The organism is Actinokineospora sp. NBRC 105648, assembly GCF_030269645.1.
GTDB lineage: Bacteria > Actinomycetota > Actinomycetes > Mycobacteriales > Pseudonocardiaceae > Actinokineospora.
Window position 1 is genome coordinate 234,283 of record NZ_BSTR01000002.1, and the last position, 22,077, is coordinate 256,359.

The window sequence follows — 22,077 nt, forward strand, 5'->3', positions numbered from 1 at the left end:
CGGGGGTGCGCTCAGGCGGGGGTGCCGAGCACCTCGGCCAGCGTCGCGACCCGGGTGGGGGAGCCGCCCGCGAGCAGCCACTGCCGGGGGGTGGCGGGTTCGTCGTCGACGCGCAGCTCGGCCTGCGGGGTGGTCATGAACGCCGCCACCACCAGCGGGGGTTGGTCCTCGGGCACCGCGGCGAGCACGACCTCCAGCCCGGGCAGCACCCCCGAGGGCGCGAACTGCCAGGCGGGCAGCCGCCAGCCGCCGCGGTCCTTCCAGCCCGCGAGCCTGCCCGCGGCCAGCCGGTGCCGGATCCGGCTGGTGTCGACGCCGACCGCGTGCGCGGCGTCGGACACCGTCAGGGCCGAGTCGCGCAGCACGGCCTGGGCGGCGACCGCGCGGGCGCGCGAGTCGACCTCCTCGCCGCGGCGCGGGGTCAGGTCCAGGCCCACCTCGGTCAGCGCGTCGCGCTGGTCGGTGGAGAAGTAGTCGGCCGGGTCCGGGTTGGCCGGGGAGAGCCGCCGCGCGGCCTCCTCGACCAGCTCCAGGAACTCGACCGGGCTGATTCTCAGGCCTGCCTTGGCGAGCACGTGCTCCAGCGCGACTGTCATTCGCCTAGAGTATCCCGCCTGTGCGGGTTCGTGCGCCTTTGTGGGAGAACTCACCTAGATCAACACGTACCGCTCACAGTCAAACACCGACAGTGGTTTCAGCCTAGTGCAACGCCCGGCCGCCACCGGTACGTCCATCCAGGTATGAGCGGTGCGAGACGCGGGCTGTCCCGCGGGTGGGTGGCCACGGCCACCGCGGTGATCGGTGCCCTGGTGGTCGGGGGCGCGTACTGGGTCGGCCGGACCGATGGGGCGGCGATGCCGGAGACGCCGGGGACCACGGTGACGACGGGGATCTCCGGCGGCCCGGTCCGCCTGGTCGGCTACGACTCGTGCGACGCGGCGCTGGCCGACCTGCGCCGCGCGGCCCTGGACCGGGTGAGCGCCTGGGGCCTCGACGGCGAACCGGTGCCGATGGACGCGATGCCCGCGCCCGCGCAGGACTCGGCGGGCGCCCCGGGGGTCGCCGAGCGCTCCGCCGCCCCCGACCAGGGGCACTCCACGACCAACAACCACGAGACCGCGGCCGACGAGCCCGACCTGGTCAAGACCGACGGCAGGCGCATCGTCACGGTCATCGACGGCAACCTGCGCGTCGTCGACACGGTCACCCGGGCGCTCACCGCCACCCTGGCGCTCCCCGCCGGGGAACCCGCCGCGCTGCTGCTCGAGGACGACCGCGCGCTGGTCATGGTCCGCACCTCGGGCGCCGGTGACGTCCCGAGCACCACCCTGGTCCATGTGGACCTCACCGGCGGTGCCCGGGTCGTCGGCACGCTGGCCGTCGACGGCGGATACCTCGACGGCCGCCAGGTCGGGACGGTCGCCCGGATCGTGCTCCGGTCCCGGCCGCGGCTGGAGTTCACCCACCCCACCGGCGGCGACGACACCGCCGAGGCGCTCCGGCGCAACCGCGAGGTGATCAACCAGGCGGGCATCGACCGGTGGCTGCCCGGCTTCCGGCTCGACGCCGACGGCGAGCACGACTCCGGGCGGCTGGTCGACTGCGCGGACGTGCGCAGACCCGCCGACTACACCGGCACCTCGCTGCTCACCGTGCTGTCCCTGGACCTGCGCGCGCCGCTCGGCCAGGGCGACCCGCTCGCCGTCGCCGCCGACGGCGACACCGTCTACGGCACCGCCACCAGCCTCTACGTGGCCGACGACCAGTGGTCCCGCTCCGGGATCCTGCCCTCGTTCGGGCGGCGCAAGCCCGCGCCGGACACCGCGCGCACCGAGATCCACCAGTTCGACATCACCCGTTCGGGCAAGCCGGTCTACACCGCGTCCGGCTCGGTCGACGGCTCGCTGCTCAACCAGTACTCGCTGTCCGAGCACGAGGGCGCGCTGCGGGTCGCGACCACGACCGAGGACCCGGCCCGCTGCTGCGACCGCACCCCCGGCAGCGAGAGCGCGGTCAGCGTGCTCGAGCGGCGGGGCGCCGACCTGGTCGTCATCGGCACCGTCGGCGGGCTGGGCCGGGGCGAGCGGATCCACTCCGTCCGCTACGTCGGCGACACCGCCTACCTGGTGACCTTCCGGCGCACCGACCCGCTCTACACCCTGGACCTGGGCGACCCGGCGCACCCGAGGGTCACCGGTGAGCTCAAGATCACCGGCTACTCCGCCTACCTGCACCCGGTCGCCGAGGGCAGGCTGCTGGGCGTCGGCCAGGAGGCGACCGAGCGGGGCCGGGCGACCGGCACCCAGGTCTCGCTGTTCGACACCACCTCGCCCGCCGCGCGGCGGGTCGCCCAGTTCCAGCTGCCCGGGACCTCCTCGGCGGCCGAGTTCGACCCGCACGCCTTCCTGTTCTGGCCGGAGCGCGGGCTGGTGGTGCTGCCCCTGCGGTCGTCGGTCGAGCGCGGCGGCGCCGGTTCGGCGCTGGTGCTGCGGATCGCGGGCGACCAGCTGGTCGAGGTGGGTCGGGTCGCGCACCCGCCCACCGGCCACGCCAACCCTCGGGTGCAGCGGTCGCTGGTCGCCGCGGGTGCGCTGTGGACGGTGTCGGGCAACGGGCTGCTGGCCTCCGACCTGGACACCGCGGCTCAGCTCGCGTGGCTGCCGTTCGGCTGACGGGCCGCGGGCACGAGGGTCTCGCGCAGGTAGGACCACAGCCGCGGGCCGGGCACCGCGCCTGACCCGGTCGTGGGGAACGGCGTGCCGTGCAGCGCGGCGCGCACCGCGTCGTCGTCGGTGACGAACTCCGGGCGCAGGTGCTCGGTGTCGTAGTAGCGGTGGAACACCGGGGTGATGCCGCCGGAGAGCGGCGGCACGATCCAGCTCCAGTCGGCCGGGCAGCGCCTGCCCGCCCTGGCCTCCTTCGCCACGTGGGCGAGGAACCGGTCCGACTCGGTGTGGTGGTCGCTGATCGTCACCCCGGCCTCGGCGTAGGAGTGCAGCACGGCCACGTTCAGCTCGACCAGCGCCCGGTCGCGCCAGAGCGTGGCCGCCCGGGAGGTGTCCAGGCCGAGCCGCCGCGCCACCTCCGGCAGCAGGTTGTAGCGGTCGGCGTCGGCGAGGTTGCGGGCGCCGATCTCGGTGCCCATGTACCAGCCGTTGAACGGCGCGGCCGGGTAGCTGACCCCGCCGATCGAGAGCCGCATCGAGCTGATCACCGGGACCGCGTGCCAGCGCAGTCCCAGCTCGGCGAACCACGGGTGGTCGGGGTGGGTCAGCGCCACCTCGGCCACCGCGTCCGGCGGCAGCGGGAACAGCCGGGCGGGCTCGTCCGGTGTGGACACCACCAGCGGGAGCACGTCGAAGGCCGAGCGGGTGGCCGGCGGTCGCCAGCCCAGCCCCTGGACCGCCTCGGTGAAGTCGGCGTAGCGCGGGTCGCCGAGCGGGTCGCGGTAGCCCGCGTACCGGATCAGCTGCTCGTTCCAGATCCGCGGCCCGGGCCGCCCCGGCGCGTCCGGGGCGAACACGGTGATCATCGACCGGACCCGGCCGCCGTTGGTGGCCAGCCGCAGGTGCCGGGCGCACTGCGCGGCCACCTCCTCGGCGCCGCGCACCGCGCGCATGTCGCGCACGCGCAGGCCGCGCCAGTAGAGCCGGCCGATGCAGCGGGCGCTGTTGCGCCAGGCCGCCCGGGCGCCGAAGGCCAGCTCGGCGCTGGTGTGCTGGTAGGTGCCGGTCAGCTCGATCTCGGCGAGCACCCAGGAGATCCGCGTGCGCGCGGGCCCGGCGTCGGGGTTCTCGGCGTGGAAGAGCTCCAGGAACGCCACCGCCTCGTCCGGGTCCGCCGTCCCCGGCCCGGCGCCCACCCGCCCCGCGGCGGGGCCGGTCGAGCCGTCGAACTGGCGGGGGAGCGTCCACATCTCACCGGTCACCCGGGGGAACCTACCGGCGGCCCAGTCTGTCGCCACCAACTCTCACTCGATCGGGGCACTGCACGAATGGGGTAAGGCGGAACTGTCACCGGGGAATCGGGGGCCGGCCCGACGGCGTGGCCGCAATGCGTCCGTTGCCTGGCGCACGCCGCCGAACCGGGCATGGTAAGAGCATTCGGCCCGCCTGGAGTGGTGCTAATCACTGTCTGAAAAACTGGGATATTCAGTTACGCGAATTCAGTCGTGTCATTCGATGTCGTGACACCCGATGAGGTGAATGGTGTCGGTAACGCTGGGCGGAAGGAGCAGTGAACTACTCATCGGTCCGCCGCCGACAATGCCGGGCCGGGTGCGCGCGGTCCGGCGGCGGGATCAGAGCGCGAACACGGCCCCGGTCTGGGCGCGCAGCGCGCACGGATTGCTGAACCGCTTGGCGTACCAGACGAACCGGCTGCCCCAGCGGCCGTGCGCGGTCACCACCACCGGGTCGTACTCCAGGGTGCAGAACGCGTCCGGGTTGACGTTGAGCGCGGAGAAGTTGCCGTTCACCTGCGACAGCCGCGCGCAGGCGCCCGTCGGGTCCGGGTGCGAGCCCAGGTCCGGCGCGCACTCCAGGGTCGCGTCGCGGTGGCCGGTGGCGGTGTGGACGGTGAGGTAGAGCACCGCGTGCACGGGCGCGATCTGCGCCGCCGCGGTCCCGGCCGGGAGCAGCGCGGTGGCCGCGGCGAGCGCGCCCGCGACGGCGAGGGTCTTTGCCGACATCTCGGATCACTCCTTCTCGACGGCTTCTTTACCCGCCGAATGGGTGTAGGTGAAAACCTGGCGGGCCCGCGGTTGGCGGGCGGGCCATTTGCGAGCCTAGGTCTTCGGCAATTGTCTCGCGGTCCGGGGCCTCTGGCGCCCGGCCCGGCCCCGATGCTATTCATGTCGCCGCGCTAGTCGGCATGATCGACAAGGCGCTACTTCCTTAAGTTGACATCGGGTGAGGGGTCCTTTCTGTGGGCGGAATTACACGCGTGACGAAGGCGTCGCGGGACCGTTTGTCCGACCGGGTGGCGATCGGGATGCTGATCAGGGCCTTCCCGCCGGACGAGGTCGACGCCGCCATCGATGACGCGGGCGCTCGCGAGCAGCGCTCGCGCGCCCTGCCCGCGCGCACAATGGTCTACTTCACCCTGGCGTTATGGCTCTTCGGCAGCGCGGGCTACGACGCGGTCCTGGCCCGGCTGACCGCGGGCATGCACTGGGCCGGGGTAGCCACCGGCACCCGGTCGGCGCCGAGCACCGGGTCGATCACCAAGGCCCGCAAGCGGCTGGGCCCGGAGGTGATGCGCAGGCTGTTCCTGCGCCGGGCCGCGGCCGACCGGGCCGAGGCGGCGCGCTGGCGCGGGCTGCGGGTGTGCACCCTCGACGGCGGCGCGGTGGACATCCCGGACACCGCCGCCAACCTGGCCGCGTTCGCCGACCCGCGGGTCGGCGTGTCGGTGCTCGCCGGGCAGGACACCGGGTCGCTGCTCGACGTGGCCGTCGGCGCGCACCGCGCCGGGCTCGCCACCGGCGTGCTCGACTCGGTCCGCCCGGGCACGCTGCTGGTGGCCCACCGCTCGGGCGGCGAGCTCGACCTGTGGCGCGCGGCGGCCGACCGCGGCGCGGAGCTGCTCTGGCGGGTCCGCCAGCCCGCGGCGCTGCCGCGGCTGCACGTGCTGCCCGACGGCTCGTTCCTGTCCCGGCTGCTGCCCGAGGACGGTCCGCTCGCCGGCTCGCTGGCCGTGCGAGTGGTACCGGGCGCCGAGGCGGTACTGGTGACCACGCTGCTCGACCCGGACCAGGCGCCCGCGGCCGAGCTGGCCGCGCTGCACCGGGGCCGCTGGCGGTTCGAGTCGCTGTTCGAGTCGCTCGAGGTGGGGCCGGTCGCGCTGCGCTCGCAGGATCCGCATGGCGTCGCACAGGAGCTGTGGGCGATGCTGTGCGTGTACCAAGCCGTGCAGCCGTGGCGTGGTAAGGAAGCGATCGAACGCGCCGGTCGGAGCTCGCACCGGGGCGAATCCCGCTAGCCGAGGAGGGTGCGTGGCGGTCGAGAGCAGGGTGGCGGTCGTCGGGTTCGGCCTGGCGGGCAGTGCCTTTCACGCTCCGTTCATCGCCGCGACCCCGGGTCTTCGGCTCACCGCGGTGGTCACCGGCAACCCGGAGCGGGCCGCGGCGGCCACCGAGCGCTACCCCGGTGTCGAGGTGCTCGGTGCCGCGGAGGAGCTGTGGCGGCGCGCGGGTGAGTTCGACCTCGCGGTGATCGCGACCCCGAACCGGCACCACGTGCCGCAGGCGAAGGCCGCGCTGGCCGCGGGCCTCGCGGTGGTCGTGGACAAGCCGGTCGCCGGGACCGGGCGGGAGGTCCGGGAGCTGGTCGAGGCGGCCGACCGCGCGGGGAAGATGCTCACCGCCTTCCAGAACCGCCGCTGGGACGGCGACTTCCGCACCGCGCGCGAACTGGTCGAGGGCGGCGCGCTCGGCGAGGTCACCCGGTTCGAGTCCCGCTTCGAGCGCGCGGCGGGTCCGGTGAAGTCGGGCTGGAAGGGCAGCACAGACCCGGCCGACCTGGCGAGCGTGCTCTACGACCTGGGCAGCCACGTCGTCGACCAGGCCATCGCGCTGTTCGGCAGGCCGAGCACCGTCACCGCCGAGCTGACCGGCCCCCGCGACGAGGACGCGACCGTGCTGCTCACCCACACCGGTGGAGTCCGCTCGTACCTGCGGGCCAGCAAGCTGACCGCGCCCGCCGCCCCGCGCCTGCTCGTCACCGGCCCCACCGCGGGCTACCGGTGCTGGGGGCTCGACCCGCAGGAGGCGGCCTCCCGCGCGGGGGTCCGGCCGGACGAGCCGGGCTTCGGCGTGTACCCCCCGGCGCAATGGGGACAGCTCGTCACCGCCGCCGGTACCGAGACGGTGCCCACCCAAGACGGCGACTACCTCGGCTACTACCGGGCGGTCGGCGCCTGCCTGCGCGGTGACGGACCGCCACCGGTCCCGCTCGGCCAGACGGTGGATCTTGTCGACACCATCGAGGCCGCGCTGCGCTCGTCGGCCGAGAAGTCGCCGGTCTCGCTCTGACTGGTCGTGCGGCGAGGCCCCGATCGGGGTAGGACCACAGGGTGACTGAACCCGCTCCCGACCCGCGCCGCTGGCGAGCGCTCGCGGTGACCCAGGCGGCGGGGTTCATGACCCTGCTCGACGTCAGCATCGTCAACGTCGCGCTGCCCTCGATCCAGGCCGACCTGGGCGCCGGGCCCAGCGCCATCCAGTGGGTGATCTCCGGGTACGCGCTGACCTTCGGGCTCTCGCTGGTCGCGGGCGGCAGGCTCGGTGACGCGCTCGGCCGCAGGCGGATGTTCCTCATCGCGCTCACCGGGTTCGTGCTCACCAGCGCCCTGGCGGGCGCGGCGCCGAACCTGAGCCTGCTCATCGCGGCCCGGCTGCTGCAGGGGATCACCGGCGGCCTGCTCACCCCGCAGAACTCCGGGCTGATCCAGGACATGTTCCGCGGCGCCGAACGCGGCCGGGCGTTCGGCGTGTTCGGCGCGACGGTCGGCATCTCGACCGCGGTCGGCCCGGTGGCGGGCGGGGTGATCCTCGCGCTGTTCGGCGATCCCGAGGGCTGGCGCTGGGTGTTCTACGTCAACCTGCCCGTCGGGCTGGTCGCGCTGTTCCTCGCCGCGCGGCTGCTGCCCAAGGCGGAGACCCGGTCCCGGCCCGACATCGATGTGGTGGGCGCGCTGCTGCTCGGCGCCGCCGTGTTCGCGCTGCTGTTCCCCCTGGTGGAGGCCGACGACCTGGCCGCGCTGTGGTGGCTGTTCCCGGTCGCGGTGGCACTGGGGCTGCTGTTCGTCCGCTGGGAGCACCGGACCACCGCGGGCGGGCGGGCGCCGCTGCTGGACGTGCGCCTGTTCTCCGAGGTCCCCGGGTTCGTGGCCGGGATCGGCATCGGGATGGCCTACTTCTGCGGGTTCACCGGGATCTGGCTCGTCTTCGCGCTGTTCTTCCAGTCCGGGCTCGGCTACACGCCGCTGCAGTCCGGGCTCGCGGTCACGCCGTTCGCGATCGGCGGGGCCATCGCCGCGGTGGTCGCGGGCAGGCTGGTGGCCCGCTTCGGGCGGGCGGTCACCGTGGCCGGGTTGGTGCTCGTCGCGGTCGGGCTGGCCGGGGTCGCGGTGGTGGGGCTGTTCGTCGACGGGCCGTCGGTCGGGCTGTGGATGGCGTTGCCGATGGCGGTGGCCGGGGTCGGCGGCGGCGCGGTGATCTCGCCGAACACGACGCTGACGCTGTCCTGCGTGCCGAACCGGATGGCCGGGGTGGCGGGCGGGGTGCTGCAGACCGGGCAGCGGATCGGCACCGCGGTCGGCACGGCCACCCTGGCGACGATCTTCCACGCGGTGCTCGCCGGTTCCGCGCAGTACCAGCGCGCGCTGGCGGTGGCGCTGTTCGCCGCGGTCGGGCTGATCTTGGTCGCGTTGCTGCTCGCGGTGCGCGACTGGCGGGCCGACCGGCAGCGGGAGATCGACCGGGAGGCGGCTCCGGTGGGCTGACCGGGACATGCCTGACCGGGACATGCATGGTGGGAAATATCCGTCTAACCACTGGTCTATCGCGTGAGTTGATGCTTACGCTACTCGCTGGAAACAGACGATCACACCCCTGTGCACCCCAGTCCCCCGCGAAAGGCACGCAGCCATGCGCTCTGGCCTCGTCCGTTCTGCCCTTGTCCGCACAGCCCTTGTCCGCACGGCCGTCGTCGCGACGGCGGCGGTGACCTGCGCCCTGTTCGGTGCCACGACCGCCTCCGCCGCGACCGGTGCGGGCGAGAACGACCCGGTCGCCACTGTGATCGCCCCGGCGGATGCCCCGGCAGTCGCCCCGGCGTCCGCGCTGGTGACCAAGCTGTCCCAGGCCGACGCCGCCGCGCGGTTACGGTCGTCGAACATCACCTGGTCCTCCAGTGGCGGTTGCACTGATCGATCCCGGTCCAACTGCACCTCGTTCTCCCAGGTCAACCTGACCACCGTGCAGGGTGCCCAGACGCTCAAGAGCGCGACCGGCTGCGCGCTGAACATCACCGGCGGCACCGAGGTCGGCCACGCCGACGGCACCTACAGCCACTACAACGGCTACAAGTTCGACTTCGCGCTGAGCAGCTGCCTGACCAACTACATCAAGGGCACCTTCACCGCCATCGGCGGCAACCAGTGGCGGTCGGGCAGCGGCAACATCTACTACCTGGAGAGCAACCACTGGGACGTGACCTTCTACAACTGCGGCGGCTGCTGACCGGGCTCTCCTAAGACAGCGGTGTCGCCGCTGTCTTAGGAGACCCTCAGTAGCTCCGTGTGACTGTTGCGGTACGTTCCGCGCCATGACGCTGGCCCCGTTCGTCGCCGACCCAGCCCGGTCCGGCGACACCGCCGTGTTCGACGAGCTCGAGTCCGCGGTCCGGCTGTACTGCCGCCGGTTCCCCGCGGTGTTCACCACCGCCCGCGGCAGCACGCTGTGCGCCGAGGACGGCCGAGAGTTCCTCGACTTCTTCTGCGGCGCGGGTGCGCTCAACTACGGGCACAACGACCCGCGGATCATCGCCCGGCTGGTCGACTACCTCACCTCGGGTGGGCTGCTGCACGGGCTCGACCTGCACACCGCGGCGAAACGCGAGTTCCTCCGGGTGCTGCGCGAGGTCGTGCTCGCCCCGCGCGGGCTCGACCACCGGGTCCAGTTCTGCGGTCCGACCGGGACCGACGCGGTGGAGGCCGCGCTCAAGCTCGCGCGCAAGGCCACCGGGCGGCGCACCGTCGTGGCGTTCTCCGGCGGCTTCCACGGGATGTCGCGCGGATCCCTCGCGGTGACCGGGAGCCGCGCCGGGGGAGTGGGTCCGCACGACACGGTCTTCCTGCCCTACGCGGACGGTCCGGCCGGCGAGTTCGACTCGGTGGCGCTCCTCGCCCGCCAGCTCGACGACCCGAGCAGCGGGCTTCCGTTGCCCGCCGCGGTGATCGTCGAGTCGGTGCAGATGGACGGCGGCGTCCACCCCGCGCCCGCGCGGTGGCTGCGCGACCTGCGGGAGCTGACCGCCGCGCGCGGCATCGTGCTGATCTGCGATGAGATCCAGGCGGGCTGTGGTCGCACCGGCCGGTTCTTCGGCTTCGAGGCCGCCGGGATCGTGCCGGACCTGATCACCCTGTCCAAGTCGCTCGGCGGTGCCGGACTGCCGATCTCGGTCGTGCTTATCCGACCGGACCTCGACGTGTGGTCTCCCGGTGAGCACACCGGCACCTTCCGCGGCAACCAGCTCGCGTTCGTCGCGGGTGCGGCGGCACTGGAACTGTGGCGGGACAACGAGTTCCTCGACCGGCTCGCGCGCAACGCCGACCGGCTCAGCCGGTTCGGGCGGCAGGTGGCCGCTACCGGGACACCGGTTCGCGGGACCGGGATGGTGCTCGGTGTCGAGGTCGGGCCGGACCGGGCCGACGCCGTGCAGCGGTACTGCTTCGACCACGGGCTGATCGTCGAGACCTGCGGGCGGACGGGTGGGGTCGTCAAGGTGACGCCGCCGCTGACGATCGAACCGGACGACCTGGACCGCGGGTTGACGATCCTGCTGGCCGCGCTCAGCTGAGCCGGACCGGCAGCCGCTTGAGCCCGTTCTGGAAGTTCGACCGCAGCCGCGCGGGCTCGCCCGCCGGGACCAGCAAGCCGGGCAGGTCGAGCACGGCGTTCATGACCGCGCGCAGCTGCACGCGGGCGAGATGCGCGCCGAGGCAGAAGTGCGGGCCGTGGCCGAAGGACAGGTGGTCGTTGGGCGCGCGGGTCACGTCGAAGGCGTCGGGCTCGGCGAAAGCGCGCTCGTCGCGGTTGGCCGAGGAGAACCAGACGACGACCTTGTCGCCCGCGTCGATCCGGGTGCCCGCCAGCTCGGTGTCCACAGTGGCCGTTCGGCGGAAGTGCATGACCGGCGTCCACCACCGCAGCATCTCCTCGACCGCCCCGGGCAGCAATGACCGATCGGCCTTGAGCGCTCGGTAGGTGTCCGGATAGGACATGAGGGCCACCAAACCACCGGGGATGCCGTTGCGCAGGGTCTCGTTGCCCGCCACGGAGAACAGCCAGAACAGGTTCTCGAACTCCTCGATCGACACCCGGCCGCCCACATCGTCCACATGCGACATCAGGGTGCTCATCACGTCGGTGCCCGGGGCGCGCCGCTTGAGCTCGCCGAGGCCGTGGGCGTAGGCGTAGAGGTCGGGCATGCCCGCCCGGGTGCGCGGATCGGGCATCGCGCCCGCGGCGTCCGGGGTCGGCCGCAGCGCCAGCGCGGCGCGGGCGAGGTCGGTGACGTCCGGCCCGGCCACCGCGCTGGCGGCGTACTCGGCGTCCTGGAAGCCGATGACCCGGTTGCTCCAGTCGAACATCAGCCACCGGTCAGCCGCCGGCACGCCGAACACCTCGGCCAGCGTCAGCAGCGGGAGGTCCGCGGTCTCCTTGGCGAAGTCGAACTCGCCGCGCAGACCGCCCACCAGCTCCCGCGCCCAGCCCTTGATCCGCTCGCCGATCGCGGCCAGCGCCCGCGGGGTGAACGCCTTGGTCAGCAGGCCGCGCAGCCGGGAGTGGTCGGGCGGGTCCTGGTTGAGCATCATCTTGCGGGTGTAGGCCAACGCCTCCGGCGCGGGGTCGCGGATCTGGGTGGCGCCCAGCCAGGACGAGAAGACCCCGGGGGTGCGCAACACCCGCCGGGTCTCGGCGTGCCGCAGCACCGCCCAGAAGCCCGGACCGCCCGGCTCGTCCACCCACCGCACGGCCGACTCGGCGCGCAGCCGGGCGAGCAGCCCGTGCGGGACACCGCTCAGGTAGGTGTCCGGGTCGAGGATCGGCGCGGCGTCGGTGCCCATGGCCGCCATTGTGCCGGTGCGGCAGGATCGGGCCCCGTGAGCGAACCTGACACCCCGACCCTGGTGCTGCTGCACGGCCTGGCGGGCGGCACGGACGTGTGGGCGGGCCTAGGCCCCGAGCTGGACCGGCACTGGCCCGGGCCGTGGCTGGCCCCGGACCTGCCCGGCCACGGCGGCGCCGCGCCGCTGCCCCGCTACACCTTCGGCGGCCTCGCCGCCCGGGTCGCCGAGGACCTCGACCCCGGCCGCCCGGTCGCGGTCCTGGGCCACTCCCTCGGCGGCGTGCTGGCGCTGGCCCTCGCGTCCGGCTGGTTCGGCGGTCAGGTCGTCGCGGCCGCGGCACTGGGGGTGAAGGTCAGCTGGACCCCGGAGGACCTGGCGCGAGCGGGCAGCTTGGCCGCCAAGCCCGCGAAGGTGTTCGGCACGGCGGAGGAGGCGCGCGCCTGGGCGGGCAAGCTCGCGGGCCTACCCGCTGGCGCGGTGGTGGAGACCGAGGCTGGTTGGCGCGCGACGGTCGACCCGGGGGCCTTCGGCGTCGGACGGCCGGACCTGGTGGGACTGCTGGCCGCGGCCAGGTGTCCGGTGGTGCTGGCGGCGGGGGAGCTGGACCCGATGTCACCCGCCGACCAGTTGCGCGTGCTGACACCGGAACCGCTGGTGCTGCCGGGACTCGGGCACAACGCGCATGTGGAGGATCCGACCGCCCTGCTTCCCCTGCTGGATCGGCTGCTCGACGCCGTGCGCTGACCGGAACTACTGGCGGCGGGTGTGCCGCCGCTCGGTCGGGCGGGGAGATCCGCCGCCCGACCGAGCCATGGGGCGTGGCTCAGCCGACGCCGAGCAGGTCGACCACGAAGATCAGCGTCTCGCCGGGCTTGATGGCGCCGCCCGCGCCGCGGTCGCCGTAGCCCAGGTGCGGCGGGATGACCAGCTTGCGGCGCCCGCCCACGCGCATGCCCGCGACGCCGCGGTCCCAGCCCGCGATGACGCGGCCGCCGCCGAGCGGGAAGGCGAAGGTGTCGCCGCGGTTCCACGAGGCGTCGAACTCCTCGCCGGTGGAGTGGGCGACACCGACGTAGTGCACGGTCACCAGCTGACCGGGGGTGGCCTCCGGGCCGTCGCCGACGGTGATGTCCTCGACCACCAGGTCGGCGGGCGCGGCACCCTCGATCGGGTCGACCTCGGGCTTCTGCAAAGCCATGTGTGACTCCTCTGCTGACGGATCAGTCCGAGTCATCCTCTCTTGGACCCCTCCGCCCTGCGCGCCGAGGTCAGCCCCGCGCGGTCAGCCTGGCGGGCAGCGCGCTGCGCACCACCTCCTCGGCGACCTGGCCGATCTTGAGGTTGTGGTTGCGGGCCAGCCTGCGCAGCTCCTGGAAGGACTCGGTGGGCTCGATGCCCTTGCGCTCGGCCAGCACGCCCTTCGCCTGCTCGATCACCACCCGGCTGTCCAATGCGGACTGCAGCTGCTCCGCGCGCTGTCGCCCCTCGCGCACCGCGCGCTCGGTGCTGATCCCCACCGCGGCCACGTCGGCCAGCGCGCGCACGGAGTCCAGTTCGTCCACCGTGAACGGCTGGTCACTCGTCCGGTAGAGGCAGAGGGCGCCGATGCTGACACCGCGTAGCCGCATCGGGATGCCGTGCACCAGCTGGAAACCGGCCCTCGCCGCGGCCGCGCCGAACGCGGACCGGCGCTCGAGTGGACCGTGCGCCAGCGCCGCGGTCGCGAACGCCTCCACGCCCGGACCGTCCTCGGCCTGCGCGTCGAACAGCTCGGCCAGGCCCGGCTCGTCCGGCCCCGCGGCCAGGGTGCGCAGCGTGCCGTCGGTGTCGGCGAGCAGCACGCCCGCCGCGTCGGCGCCCGTGAGCCCGACGCAGTGCGCGGCCAGCGCCCGCAGGTGGGTCACCAGGTCGAAACCCGGGGCCAGGGTGTCGGAGAGCTCGATGAGTGCCTCGGCCAGCGGAGCGCGCGTCGCCATGTCGGTCTGCCTTGCTGTGAGAGCGTGCTGTGAGAGTCTTTCGGGTCCCCGATCGGCGGTCACCCGACCACTGCGGTCTGTGTTCACCCAGTGATACCGTCCTGCCTTGGCCGCGCCGTCCTCGCCGGATCAACGTTCGCTCAACGAGGCTGGAGATGGAACCCGACAGCCCCCCGCCGCCCGCCACCCGACCGGTCGTCGCGCTGGTCGAGGACGAGCCGGACCTGGCCGAGATGGCCACCACCTACCTCACCCGGGACGGGTTCGAGGTGCGGCCCGCCGCCGACACCCGCACCGGTCTCCGACTGGTCGAGGCGGGCGGGATCGATCTGGTCGTGCTCGACCTCGGCCTGCCCGACGGCAACGGCCTCGACCTGCTGCGCGGCCTGCGCGCCCGGGAGAACCCGGTCCCGGTGATCGTGGTGACCGGCCGGGGCGAGGAGGCCGACCGGGTGGTCGGCCTCGAGCTCGGCGCCGACGACTACCTGGTCAAGCCCTACTCCCAGCGCGAGCTCGCGGCCCGCGTCCGGGCCGTGCTGCGCCGGTCCCGGCCCGCGCCCGCCGCGGCCACGGCCATCCGGGTGGGCGGGCTGGTGGTCGACACCAGCGCCCGCGAGGTGCGCCGCGCGGGCACGCCGATCGCGCTGACCCCGCGCGAGTACGGGCTGGTCGAGTTCCTGGCCGCGGCCCCCGGGCAGACCTTCTCCCGCGAGCAGCTGCTCGACCACGTGTGGGGCTCGTCCTCGCGCTGGCAGGCGGCGACCACGGTGGACGAGCACGTGTACCGGATCCGCCGCAAGCTGGTCGCCGCCGGGGTGACCGAGCCCAGGATCACCACCGTGCGCGGCTTCGGCTACCGGCTGGACTCGTGATGGACTTCGGGCTGCTGTTCGCCTCCTCGCCCTCGCCCTACCTGGTGCTCGACCCGGACCTGGTGATCGTCGAGGTCAACCCGGCCTACCTGGCGGCGACCGGCACCGAGCGGGCGGCGCTGGTGGGCGAGCACATCTTCACCGCGTTCCCGGACAACCCGGACGACGAGACCGCCGACGGCGTGCGGAACCTGCGCCGTTCGCTGCGCGCGGTGCTCGACACCGGCAGGCCGGACACCATGCCGCTGCAGCGCTACGACATCGCCGTCGGCGCGGACGGCGGGTACGAGGAGCGGCACTGGAGCCCGGTGAACAGCCCGCTGATCGGTCCCGACGGGCGGATCGCCTACATCCTGCACCGGGTCGAGGACGTGACCGACCTGGTCACCGGCCGCGGCACCGAGCTGGCCGAGCGGCTGGAGCGGATGGAGGTCGACCTGTTCGTCCGCGCCCGCGAGCTCAAGGTCGCCAACGACCGGCTGGCGGAGACGAGCGCCGCGCTGCGCGCGCAGCAGGAGGCCAAGGACCGGTTCGTCGCGGCCCTCTCGCACGAGCTGCGCAACCCGCTGGCCGCCCTGCGCGCGGCGGCCGAGGTGCTCGGGCTCGACGCGCCCGGGCACCCGGCGCTGGCCGTGGTCGAGCGCCAGCTCGACACCCTGGGCCGGATGGCCGACGACCTGCTCGACGCGGGCCGGATGGCGGTGGGCAGGCTGCGGGTCGACCAGCGGCGGCTGGACCTGCGGGAGGTCGCGCGGGCCTGCGTGGCCGCGGTCCGGGTGGGCGCGCGGCGGGTGGTGCTCGACCTGCCCGACGAGCCGGTCACCGTCGTCGGGGACCGGGTGCGGCTGGACCAGGTGCTCAGCAACCTGGTGGTCAACGCGGTCAAGTACAGCCCAGCGGACGCCACGATCGCGGTCACTCTTAAGACTGAAGAAGAGTCGGCGCTACTTACCGTGCGCGACAACGGCTTCGGCTTCGACCCCGCCCTGGCCGAATCACTGTTCGACGCGTTCACCCGGGCGGCGCAGCCGGGTGCACGCGATGTCGGCGGGCTCGGGCTGGGACTGCTGGTCGTGCGCGGGGTGGTCGCCCTGCACGGCGGCACGGTGACCGCGCACAGCGCCGGTCCGGGCACCGGGGCCCGGTTCGACGTGCGGATCCCGCTGGGCTGACACCATCCACCGTGCCGGTCCACACAGGTCGGTAACACCGCCGCGGGCTGTGGCGACACCATGGGCGCGGCCCCGTCACCCCCCGACGGCGGGGCCGCGCCTTCTTTTCCCGGGTCGTCCCCGGGGGGTGGCGAGGGGCCATCGGCCGGCCACCGAAAAGCTCCACCGCGTTCACGCGGCAGTGAGTTGATCCATGGCAATCTTCACTCGATAGTGGAACAGCAGTCACGCTGTGTCGACAGTGGTCGACCGTCGGGGAGAGGACCGCCTGTGCCGAAACGTCGTTGGACACTCTTAGCCCTGTTAGCCGCTCTGGCCACTGTGGTGATCGGCCTGCGCGCGCAGCCGCCCGCCCAGGCCGCGCCCGCCGCCGCGCCGCTGACCGTGGCCCAGGCGATCGCCGGGCAGAACGGGTCGTCGGCCACCGTGCGCGGTTACGTGGTCGGCCAGCCGACCGCCACCTCGACCGTGGTGCGCTCCGGCTTCCCGAACGACTACGCGCTCGCGCTGGCGGACTCGGCCGCCGAGACCGGCACCGCGCGGATGGTCTACGTGCAGATCAGCACGTCGTTCCGCGCCGCGTACGGGCTCAAGACCAACCCGTCCCTGCTGGGCGCGCAGCTCGACGTGACCGGCGCCCTCAGCGCGTACTTCGCGCACCCGGGCCTGACCTCCACCACCGCGTTCGCCCGCGTCGGCACGACCCCGACGACCACGACCACGACGCCGCCGACCACCACGACCCCCGGCGGTCCGACCGACGACTACTACAGCGCCGCCCTCGGCAAGACCGGGCCGCAGCTCAAGTCGGCGTTGAACCAGATCATCCGCACCAACGCGAAGCTGAACTACGACCAGGTGTGGGACGCGCTCAAGCAGACCGACCAGGACCCGAACAACCCGGCGAACGTCATCCTGGTCTACAGCGGCCGCTCGCAGAGCAAGTCGACCAACGGCGGCGGCGCGAACGACTGGAACCGCGAGCACGTCTGGGCCAAGTCGCACGGCGACTTCGGCACCGCCACCGGGCCGGGCACCGATCTGCACCACCTGCGCCCCGAGGACGTCTCGGTGAACTCCAACCGCGGCAACAAGGACTTCGACCTGGGCGGCTCGCCCGCGGCCGAGGCCCCGGGCAACCTCACCGACGCCGACTCCTGGGAACCCCGCGACGCGGTCAAGGGCGACGTCGCGCGGATGATCCTCTACATGGACGTCCGCTACGAGGGCGGTGACGGCTACGTCGACCTCGACGTCAACGACAGCGTCAACAACGGCAGCAACCCCAACATCGGCAGGCTCTCGGTGCTGCTGCGCTGGAACGCCCAGGACCCGCCGGACACCTTCGAGAAGCGGCGCAACCAGGTGATCTACGACAGCTACCAGCACAACCGCAACCCGTTCATCGACCACCCGGAGTGGGCCGCGTCGATCTGGGGCTGAGCCCTGGGGGCCTGCCGGGACCGCGCGGTCCCGGCAGGCACGCCCTCAGAGCCGGGCGAGCAACTCGTCGTTGTCGGCGACGAACCAGAACTGCTTGCCCCGGTTCGCCTCGTGCACGAACGCGCGCAGCGTCTCGCTCGCGGCCAGCCGCTCGGAGATGTCGCCGAGGATGGCCAGCCGGATCCGGTAGTTGACGAACTTCGCCACGATGTCGCCCGCCAGCCGGGTGCGCAGGGTGAAGAACCGGTCGTCCAGCCGCTCCACCGGCAGCACCACCACCGAGGCGTCGGTCCCGTAGGTCTCGCCGATCAGGTCCACGGCGTCGGCCTCGCTCGCGACGAGCGCCCCGTCGGGGGAGCAGTACAGCACCGTGGTCTCGCCGTGCCGGGCGATGGTGTGGGTCATCGGTCCTCCCTGGTCCGCAAGCGAAACTAGAGGTCCGAACCCGGATCGGGCGACTGGATTTGGGCCTGTCCCAATGTTCTTCCACGCGATCCGCGCCGCTCAGCCCTCGACCGCAGCGGCCTGCCGGAGCCAGTCGGTGAACAACGCGGCATCGATGTCGGCGACCGAGCGCAGCTTCACCGACGCCATGTCCCGCGACCCGGCGGCCAACCGCCCGGACGGGTCGGCGACGGACTGCCCGTGCCACAAGGCGAAGGTGACGTACGAGGTGTACGCCTTGAGCAGGCAGACGTGGTTCTTGCCGACGCTCCACGTGGGATCGCCGTGGAAGAGCCCCTCGGTGGCCTCGGGCAGCGCGGCGCCCAACACCGGGCGCGCGGCCTCGACGATTTCCCGCAACGGCTCGGCCAGTGCGGCGGTGTACTCCTCGACGGTGGCGAACTTCGGCATGGCAGGTCCTCTCGGTTCGGCGTGCGCTGACGCGTCGAACGACACCGGCCCGAATCGACAGGGCACCCGGAGGTTGTGGACAACTCAGCCTCCGCCCGCCGCCGTTGTCGGTCCCACCTGGAAGAATTGACATCGGGGGTCCCCCTCGCGCCGGTCGGGGTGATCCGCGGGCGGTCGGGATCGGTCGGTGCGGGTCGGGGCGGGGCGGGGCGGGGCGGGGCGGTCGGCCGGCGGGTCGGGGTGGTGGGCCGGTGGGTGGCTTGATCGAGATCATCGGCCGCCGCGGCGTTGTGGCGCTGTCACTGTTGCTGCCACTGCTGCTGCTGCCGCCGCCGCCGCTGCCGCTGCCGCCGCACCGCACCGCACCGCCATTGCGCCTCGCCGCTACCGGGCCACCACCACCGCGCCGCCGTGGGTGTCGTGCGTAGTCGTGGCGTCACGCCACTCCGCCAGCGGCTCGCTACCGGTGCCGCACTGCTCCTCGACCGTCGCGAGTGGTGGTTGCCGATCGGCACGGCTGGTCGTTCACGAGCAGCGTCCCGAGTGCCCGCCTCGCCGATGGCGGTCCGAGCCGGTGCGCCGGGGTCAGTCGCCGAGGAGGGTGCTGATGGTCTTGGCGACGCGCCGCTGTCGGGTCTCCGGTGCCTTGGCGGACTCGATCGGCAGCACGTGCGCGCGTTGGTGGCTGTAGGACAGCTTCTCGAACGCCGCCCGCGCCGCCGGTTCGGCCGCCAGTGCGGTCGCGAGGTCCTCTGGTACCTCGACGACGCGGGGCGCGGTGTCGAGCTCGATGTCCACCTCGACCTCGTCGCCCGCGGCCACACCCGCGGCCGTGCGGTTCTCCGCGCTCAGGGGCACCATGAAATCGCCGCCGTACGGGGCGACGGTCGTGCGGTAGGTGTGGCCGCCGACGGTGATCGTCACCGGCACCCTCTTCTTGGGCCCCAACGCCGCCACGACCTCGGCGGGCACGCGCAGCCCGGTCGCGTTCTTGCCGCCCAGCTCCACAGTGGTCCGGAATCTCATGGCCCGAGTATCCACCGCTCAGGGCGAGTCGACGGCGCCCCACCACAGGTAGTCACGCGCACGGGTGGCCGCGACCAGGTGCTGCCGCGCGCGCAGCTCGTCGTGTTCCTGGTCGCTGCCGTGGCCCGTGGTCCGGCGCTCGGCCTGCCCGACGACGACCACGGCGCGGAACTCCAGGCCCTTGGACCGGTGCACGGTGCCGATCTTGAGCACCTCGCCCGGCTCGCCGGTGTAGTTCTCCAGCGCCTGGTAGCCGATCCCGGCCGACCGCAGGATCGCCTGGCAGCGCTCCAGTTCCCGCCGGTGGAACACGATCAGCGCGCACTCCCCGAGTGGCACCGGCAGGCCGCGCAGAGCGCTGAGCAGTGCCGCGGGCAGGTCCGCGTCCGGGCCCAGCCAGAACTCCCGCCGCCCGCCCGGGTTGGCCGACTCGGCCTGGGCCAGCGTCACGCCGGTGGCCCCGTCGAGGTCGTCAACCAGGTTCGTGGCGTCCAACCTCCGGGCGAAGTCCAGTATCGCGTCGCCGTTGCGGTAGTTGACCCGCAGGACCTCGCCCCGGCCCTGGATCGGGATCCCGGCCTCGGAGAGCCGCCACCCGCCCGCGTAGACCTGCTGCTGCCCGTCGCCCAGCAGTAGCAGGCCGTTGGGGCCGTCGCCGGCCAACGCGCGCAGCAAGCGCAGGCCGACCAGGGTGATGTCCTGGACCTCGTCGGCGACCACGGCCGCGTAGGGCACGTCCGGGCCGCGCGTGGTGACCTCGGCGAGCGCGCGGCGCACCACGTCGTTGTGGTCTTGCAGGCCCTTGGCCGCGAGGTTGTCCTGGTAGGTCTGGAAGAGCTCCCACACCCGCGTGCGCCGCGCGGGGTCCAGCCGCAGGGTGCGCCCGCGCCGGGACACCGCCAGGTACTCCTGGAGGGTGTCGACGCCGCGGCCCTTGATCACCCGGTCGACCTCGGTGCGCCAGTACGCCACGTCCGGGTCGAGGTCGGCGAGCGCGGACCGGTGGAGCTTCCAGGCCAGGTTGAACTGCGTGCCCACGGCGCCGCGCTCGACCCCGCCGTCGTGGCCGCGCCCGGCGAGGAAGGCCCGGACCCAGGCGTGCAGGTTGGTGAACTCGACCCGACCCGCCAGCTCCGGCGCGAGGATGTCGAACGTGGTGCCGTGCACCGCGGGCAGTGTGGCGACGAACGTGGTGAACAGCAGCGGCCCGGTGGTGCGCCGGGCGAGGTGGCGCATCCGGTGCAGGGCCACCACGGTCTTGCCGGTGCCCGCGGGGCCGCTGATGCGCGCGGGACCGTTGTAGTGCCGCTTGACCACGGCCAGCTGGTGCGGGTGCAGGAAGGTCAGCCAGGTGCCGAACGGCCGGGCCAACGCGCCGGCGAGATCCTCGGCCGCGACGTCGTCCACGGTGAGCAGGCCGTCCTGCGCGCCCGCGCGATCAGGGCGCGGCACCGAGGGCCTGCGGTGCCCGCCGAGCCTGCGGGCGACCTGGTCGGCGATGGTGTCCACCAGGTCGCGCGGCAGGTGCCCGGCGCCGAACGCGCGGGGGTCCAGGGCGGCCTCGCCGACCGTGCTGAACAGGTGCCCGGCGGTGGCGGTGCCCGCCGAGCCCGGCCGGATAGCCACCAGGTGCACGGCGCTGCGGGTGACCACCTGGCCGCGCCTGCCCCGGATGTCGGCGAAGCGCTCCTCGGCGCGGCGCACCAGCGTGCGCGCCTCGGTCTCCTCCGGGCCACCGTCGGCGATCACCGCGGCGAAGACGCCCGCGCGGCCGACCAGGAAGAGGTCGGGGTGCCCGGCAGCGGGTTCGTCGCGGACGAACAGGTGCCACCCCTGGGCGGTCCAGGCGGTTAGCGCGGTGAGCACCCGCCGCCGGTCTGGGGCGAGGCCGCTGAACTCGCGGGCGACCACGGCCGCGGCCGCCCGGTGGACCTCCCGCAGTGCGTGCGCGCTCAGTCCCACCAGGCCCTCCGATGCGCCGCCACCCGTCGGTCCCACGGTAACCAAGATCATCGGACCTGGGGCGGGTCGCACCCGGAAGCACCAACGCTCAGCCGGCGCGGCCGCCGTGCCGGACGCGGGTCGCCTCGATGCCGTCGAGCAGGACGGTCAAGCCGACGGTGAACGACACCCGGGCCTCCTGCTCCATGTACGGCACCTCCTCGTCGACCGGTTCGACCTCGCGGCCCTCCTCCAGCCACACCAGCGACGGGAAGCGCGCGCCGAAGTCCGGGGCGACCTCCAGGAGCTCGGGGGAGCGGGCGTACCACCACTCCTCGTCGGACTGGCCGGTCTCCTGGGCGGCCTGGCGGGACTCGGTGACCCCGCGGGCGGCGCCCTGCACGAAGTACACCAGCGCGCCCACGGTCCCCCGCAGCACCGGCGCGGGCAGGCCCGTCCCGCGCAGGATCCGGACGAGACCCTCCATCAGGGCGTTCTCGTGCGGGCCCAGCACCGGCCGCGCGCCCGAGACCTGGAGCACCCACGGGTGGCGCAGGTAGAACGCCCACAGGTCCTCCGACCACCGGGTCAGACCGGTGCGCCAGTCGGCCGCGGCGCGGTCCGCGCCCATCTCGGCGTGCACGTGGTCGAACATCAGGTCCAGCAGCTCGCTCTTGTCCGCCACGTAGGTGTAGAGCGCCATCGCGGTCCGGCCCAGCCGCTCGCCGACCGCGCGCATCGACAGCCCGGCCATCCCCTCGGCGTCGGCGACCGCGACCGCGGCCTCGACGATCACGTCCACGGTGAGCCCGGGTCGGGGCCCGGGCCGGTTCTCCACCGGGCGGTCCGCGCGCCAGAGCAGGGCCATCGTCCGACGCGGGTCGCCCTGCGCGGCGAAAACCACCACGAGCATCTCCTTATGGCGTAAAGTGCGGT

22 protein-coding genes are annotated in these 22,077 nt (G+C 73.4%); 11 read left to right on the forward strand and 11 right to left on the reverse strand.

Going from position 1 to position 22,077, the window contains the following annotated elements:
- Positions 1–11 precede the first annotated feature (11 nt).
- Positions 12–596, reverse strand: a complete 585-nt coding sequence (locus QSK30_RS02315) for a DNA-binding protein (RefSeq protein ID WP_285499103.1) — start codon at positions 594–596, stop codon at positions 12–14.
- Positions 597–740: 144 nt separating this feature from the next.
- Here QSK30_RS02315 and QSK30_RS02320 point away from each other — a divergent pair, with 144 nt between their 5' ends.
- Entirely contained in the window at positions 741–2,672 is a 1,932-nt protein-coding gene (locus tag QSK30_RS02320) for a beta-propeller domain-containing protein (protein WP_285499105.1), read from the forward strand.
- Here the strand turns inward: QSK30_RS02320 and QSK30_RS02325 are convergent.
- Both QSK30_RS02325 and QSK30_RS02330 read right to left on the reverse strand, forming a co-directional pair.
- Complete coding sequence (locus QSK30_RS02325; protein WP_285499106.1) at positions 2,645–3,928, reverse strand: nitric oxide synthase oxygenase; 1,284 nt, start codon at positions 3,926–3,928, stop codon at positions 2,645–2,647. The genes QSK30_RS02320 and QSK30_RS02325 overlap by 28 nt on opposite strands.
- Positions 3,929–4,300: 372 nt before the next feature.
- Entirely contained in the window at positions 4,301–4,690 is a 390-nt protein-coding gene (locus tag QSK30_RS02330) for an SSI family serine proteinase inhibitor (RefSeq protein ID WP_285499107.1), read from the reverse strand.
- Between the two features lie 254 nt (positions 4,691–4,944).
- Between QSK30_RS02330 and QSK30_RS02335 the strand changes: the two genes are divergently transcribed.
- The 5 genes from QSK30_RS02335 to QSK30_RS02355 all read left to right on the forward strand — a co-directional run bounded on the left by QSK30_RS02335 (position 4,945) and on the right by QSK30_RS02355 (position 10,583).
- Positions 4,945–5,982, forward strand: coding sequence for a transposase domain-containing protein (locus QSK30_RS02335; RefSeq protein ID WP_285499109.1), 1,038 nt, complete (start codon positions 4,945–4,947; stop codon positions 5,980–5,982).
- 13 nt (positions 5,983–5,995) lie between these two features.
- Positions 5,996–7,033 (forward strand): Gfo/Idh/MocA family oxidoreductase, encoded by a 1,038-nt coding sequence (locus QSK30_RS02340; protein ID WP_285499111.1) that lies wholly within the window; start codon positions 5,996–5,998, stop codon positions 7,031–7,033.
- A gap of 41 nt (positions 7,034–7,074) precedes the next feature.
- Positions 7,075–8,505: an MFS transporter gene (locus QSK30_RS02345; RefSeq protein ID WP_285499113.1), complete on the forward strand. Its 1,431-nt coding sequence runs from the start codon at positions 7,075–7,077 to the stop codon at positions 8,503–8,505.
- A gap of 145 nt (positions 8,506–8,650) precedes the next feature.
- Positions 8,651–9,244, forward strand: coding sequence for a hypothetical protein (locus QSK30_RS02350; protein WP_285499115.1), 594 nt, complete (start codon positions 8,651–8,653; stop codon positions 9,242–9,244).
- Positions 9,245–9,329: 85 nt separating this feature from the next.
- The gene (locus tag QSK30_RS02355; RefSeq protein ID WP_285499116.1) at positions 9,330–10,583 is read left to right on the forward strand and encodes a diaminobutyrate--2-oxoglutarate transaminase; all 1,254 of its coding nucleotides are present in this window, start codon (positions 9,330–9,332) and stop codon (positions 10,581–10,583) included.
- Here the strand turns inward: QSK30_RS02355 and QSK30_RS02360 are convergent.
- On the reverse strand, positions 10,576–11,853 hold the full coding sequence (locus tag QSK30_RS02360; RefSeq protein ID WP_285499117.1) for a cytochrome P450: 1,278 nt from the start codon (positions 11,851–11,853) through the stop codon (positions 10,576–10,578). The genes QSK30_RS02355 and QSK30_RS02360 overlap by 8 nt on opposite strands.
- A 36-nt stretch (positions 11,854–11,889) precedes the next feature.
- Between QSK30_RS02360 and QSK30_RS02365 the strand changes: the two genes are divergently transcribed.
- Positions 11,890–12,600, forward strand: coding sequence for an alpha/beta fold hydrolase (locus QSK30_RS02365; protein WP_285499120.1), 711 nt, complete (start codon positions 11,890–11,892; stop codon positions 12,598–12,600).
- Positions 12,601–12,679: 79 nt separating this feature from the next.
- Here QSK30_RS02365 and QSK30_RS02370 read toward each other — a convergent pair whose 3' ends face one another.
- Entirely contained in the window at positions 12,680–13,054 is a 375-nt protein-coding gene (locus QSK30_RS02370; RefSeq protein ID WP_285499122.1) for an FKBP-type peptidyl-prolyl cis-trans isomerase, read from the reverse strand.
- A gap of 70 nt (positions 13,055–13,124) precedes the next feature.
- Complete coding sequence (locus QSK30_RS02375; RefSeq protein WP_285499123.1) at positions 13,125–13,832, reverse strand: GAF and ANTAR domain-containing protein; 708 nt, start codon at positions 13,830–13,832, stop codon at positions 13,125–13,127.
- 155 nt (positions 13,833–13,987) lie between these two features.
- On the opposite strand from QSK30_RS02375, the gene QSK30_RS02380 reads away from it, so the two are divergent.
- From QSK30_RS02380 to QSK30_RS37120, 3 genes are read left to right on the forward strand one after another with little or no spacing between them, the layout of a single operon-like run.
- Positions 13,988–14,704, forward strand: a complete 717-nt coding sequence (locus QSK30_RS02380; protein ID WP_285499124.1) for a response regulator transcription factor — start codon at positions 13,988–13,990, stop codon at positions 14,702–14,704.
- Positions 14,704–15,876: a sensor histidine kinase gene (locus tag QSK30_RS02385; protein WP_285499125.1), complete on the forward strand. Its 1,173-nt coding sequence runs from the start codon at positions 14,704–14,706 to the stop codon at positions 15,874–15,876. Before QSK30_RS02380 ends, QSK30_RS02385 begins: the two co-directional genes overlap by 1 nt.
- Before the next feature lie 60 nt (positions 15,877–15,936).
- Complete coding sequence (locus QSK30_RS37120; protein ID WP_502871780.1) at positions 15,937–17,319, forward strand: endonuclease; 1,383 nt, start codon at positions 15,937–15,939, stop codon at positions 17,317–17,319.
- 45 nt (positions 17,320–17,364) lie between these two features.
- Here the strand turns inward: QSK30_RS37120 and QSK30_RS02395 are convergent, their stop codons facing one another.
- A complete protein-coding gene (locus QSK30_RS02395; protein ID WP_285499127.1) occupies positions 17,365–17,724 on the reverse strand; it encodes a DUF4180 domain-containing protein in 360 nt (119 codons plus the stop codon).
- A 99-nt stretch (positions 17,725–17,823) separates the two neighbouring features.
- Positions 17,824–18,174 carry a DUF1801 domain-containing protein gene (locus tag QSK30_RS02400; RefSeq protein ID WP_285499129.1) on the reverse strand — a complete coding sequence of 117 codons (351 nt, stop codon included), beginning with the start codon at positions 18,172–18,174 and terminating at the stop codon, positions 17,824–17,826.
- A gap of 260 nt (positions 18,175–18,434) precedes the next feature.
- On the opposite strand from QSK30_RS02400, the gene QSK30_RS02405 reads away from it, so the two are divergent.
- Positions 18,435–18,602, forward strand: a complete 168-nt coding sequence (locus QSK30_RS02405; protein WP_285499130.1) for a hypothetical protein — start codon at positions 18,435–18,437, stop codon at positions 18,600–18,602.
- A gap of 157 nt (positions 18,603–18,759) precedes the next feature.
- Here QSK30_RS02405 and QSK30_RS02410 read toward each other — a convergent pair whose 3' ends face one another.
- The 3 genes from QSK30_RS02410 to QSK30_RS02420 form a co-directional block, all read right to left on the reverse strand.
- Positions 18,760–19,200: a YdeI/OmpD-associated family protein gene (locus QSK30_RS02410; RefSeq protein ID WP_285499131.1), complete on the reverse strand. Its 441-nt coding sequence runs from the start codon at positions 19,198–19,200 to the stop codon at positions 18,760–18,762.
- A gap of 18 nt (positions 19,201–19,218) precedes the next feature.
- Positions 19,219–21,162: a UvrD-helicase domain-containing protein gene (locus QSK30_RS02415; RefSeq protein ID WP_285499132.1), complete on the reverse strand. Its 1,944-nt coding sequence runs from the start codon at positions 21,160–21,162 to the stop codon at positions 19,219–19,221.
- A gap of 88 nt (positions 21,163–21,250) precedes the next feature.
- Positions 21,251–22,048, reverse strand: coding sequence for a TetR/AcrR family transcriptional regulator C-terminal domain-containing protein (locus tag QSK30_RS02420; protein ID WP_285499362.1), 798 nt, complete (start codon positions 22,046–22,048; stop codon positions 21,251–21,253).
- Positions 22,049–22,077 lie beyond the last annotated feature (29 nt).

Bases quoted from the DNA above. Each gene is read 5' to 3' on its own strand.
- QSK30_RS02360 (WP_285499117.1), bottom strand. From the start codon at position 11,853: ATGGGCACCGACGCCGCGCCGATCCTCGACCCGGACACCTACCTGAGC.
- QSK30_RS02315 (WP_285499103.1), bottom strand. From the start codon at position 596: ATGACAGTCGCGCTGGAGCACGTGCTCGCCAAGGCAGGCCTGAGAATC.
- QSK30_RS02410 (WP_285499131.1), bottom strand. From the start codon at position 19,200: ATGAGATTCCGGACCACTGTGGAGCTGGGCGGCAAGAACGCGACCGGG.
- QSK30_RS02330 (WP_285499107.1), bottom strand. From the start codon at position 4,690: ATGTCGGCAAAGACCCTCGCCGTCGCGGGCGCGCTCGCCGCGGCCACC.
- QSK30_RS02370 (WP_285499122.1), bottom strand. From the start codon at position 13,054: ATGGCTTTGCAGAAGCCCGAGGTCGACCCGATCGAGGGTGCCGCGCCC.
- QSK30_RS02320 (WP_285499105.1), top strand. From the start codon at position 741: ATGAGCGGTGCGAGACGCGGGCTGTCCCGCGGGTGGGTGGCCACGGCC.
- QSK30_RS02350 (WP_285499115.1), top strand. From the start codon at position 8,651: ATGCGCTCTGGCCTCGTCCGTTCTGCCCTTGTCCGCACAGCCCTTGTC.
- QSK30_RS02375 (WP_285499123.1), bottom strand. From the start codon at position 13,832: ATGGCGACGCGCGCTCCGCTGGCCGAGGCACTCATCGAGCTCTCCGAC.
- QSK30_RS02385 (WP_285499125.1), top strand. From the start codon at position 14,704: ATGGACTTCGGGCTGCTGTTCGCCTCCTCGCCCTCGCCCTACCTGGTG.
- QSK30_RS37120 (WP_502871780.1), top strand. From the start codon at position 15,937: ATGGGCGCGGCCCCGTCACCCCCCGACGGCGGGGCCGCGCCTTCTTTT.
- QSK30_RS02380 (WP_285499124.1), top strand. From the start codon at position 13,988: ATGGAACCCGACAGCCCCCCGCCGCCCGCCACCCGACCGGTCGTCGCG.
- QSK30_RS02400 (WP_285499129.1), bottom strand. From the start codon at position 18,174: ATGCCGAAGTTCGCCACCGTCGAGGAGTACACCGCCGCACTGGCCGAG.
- QSK30_RS02355 (WP_285499116.1), top strand. From the start codon at position 9,330: ATGACGCTGGCCCCGTTCGTCGCCGACCCAGCCCGGTCCGGCGACACC.
- QSK30_RS02395 (WP_285499127.1), bottom strand. From the start codon at position 17,724: ATGACCCACACCATCGCCCGGCACGGCGAGACCACGGTGCTGTACTGC.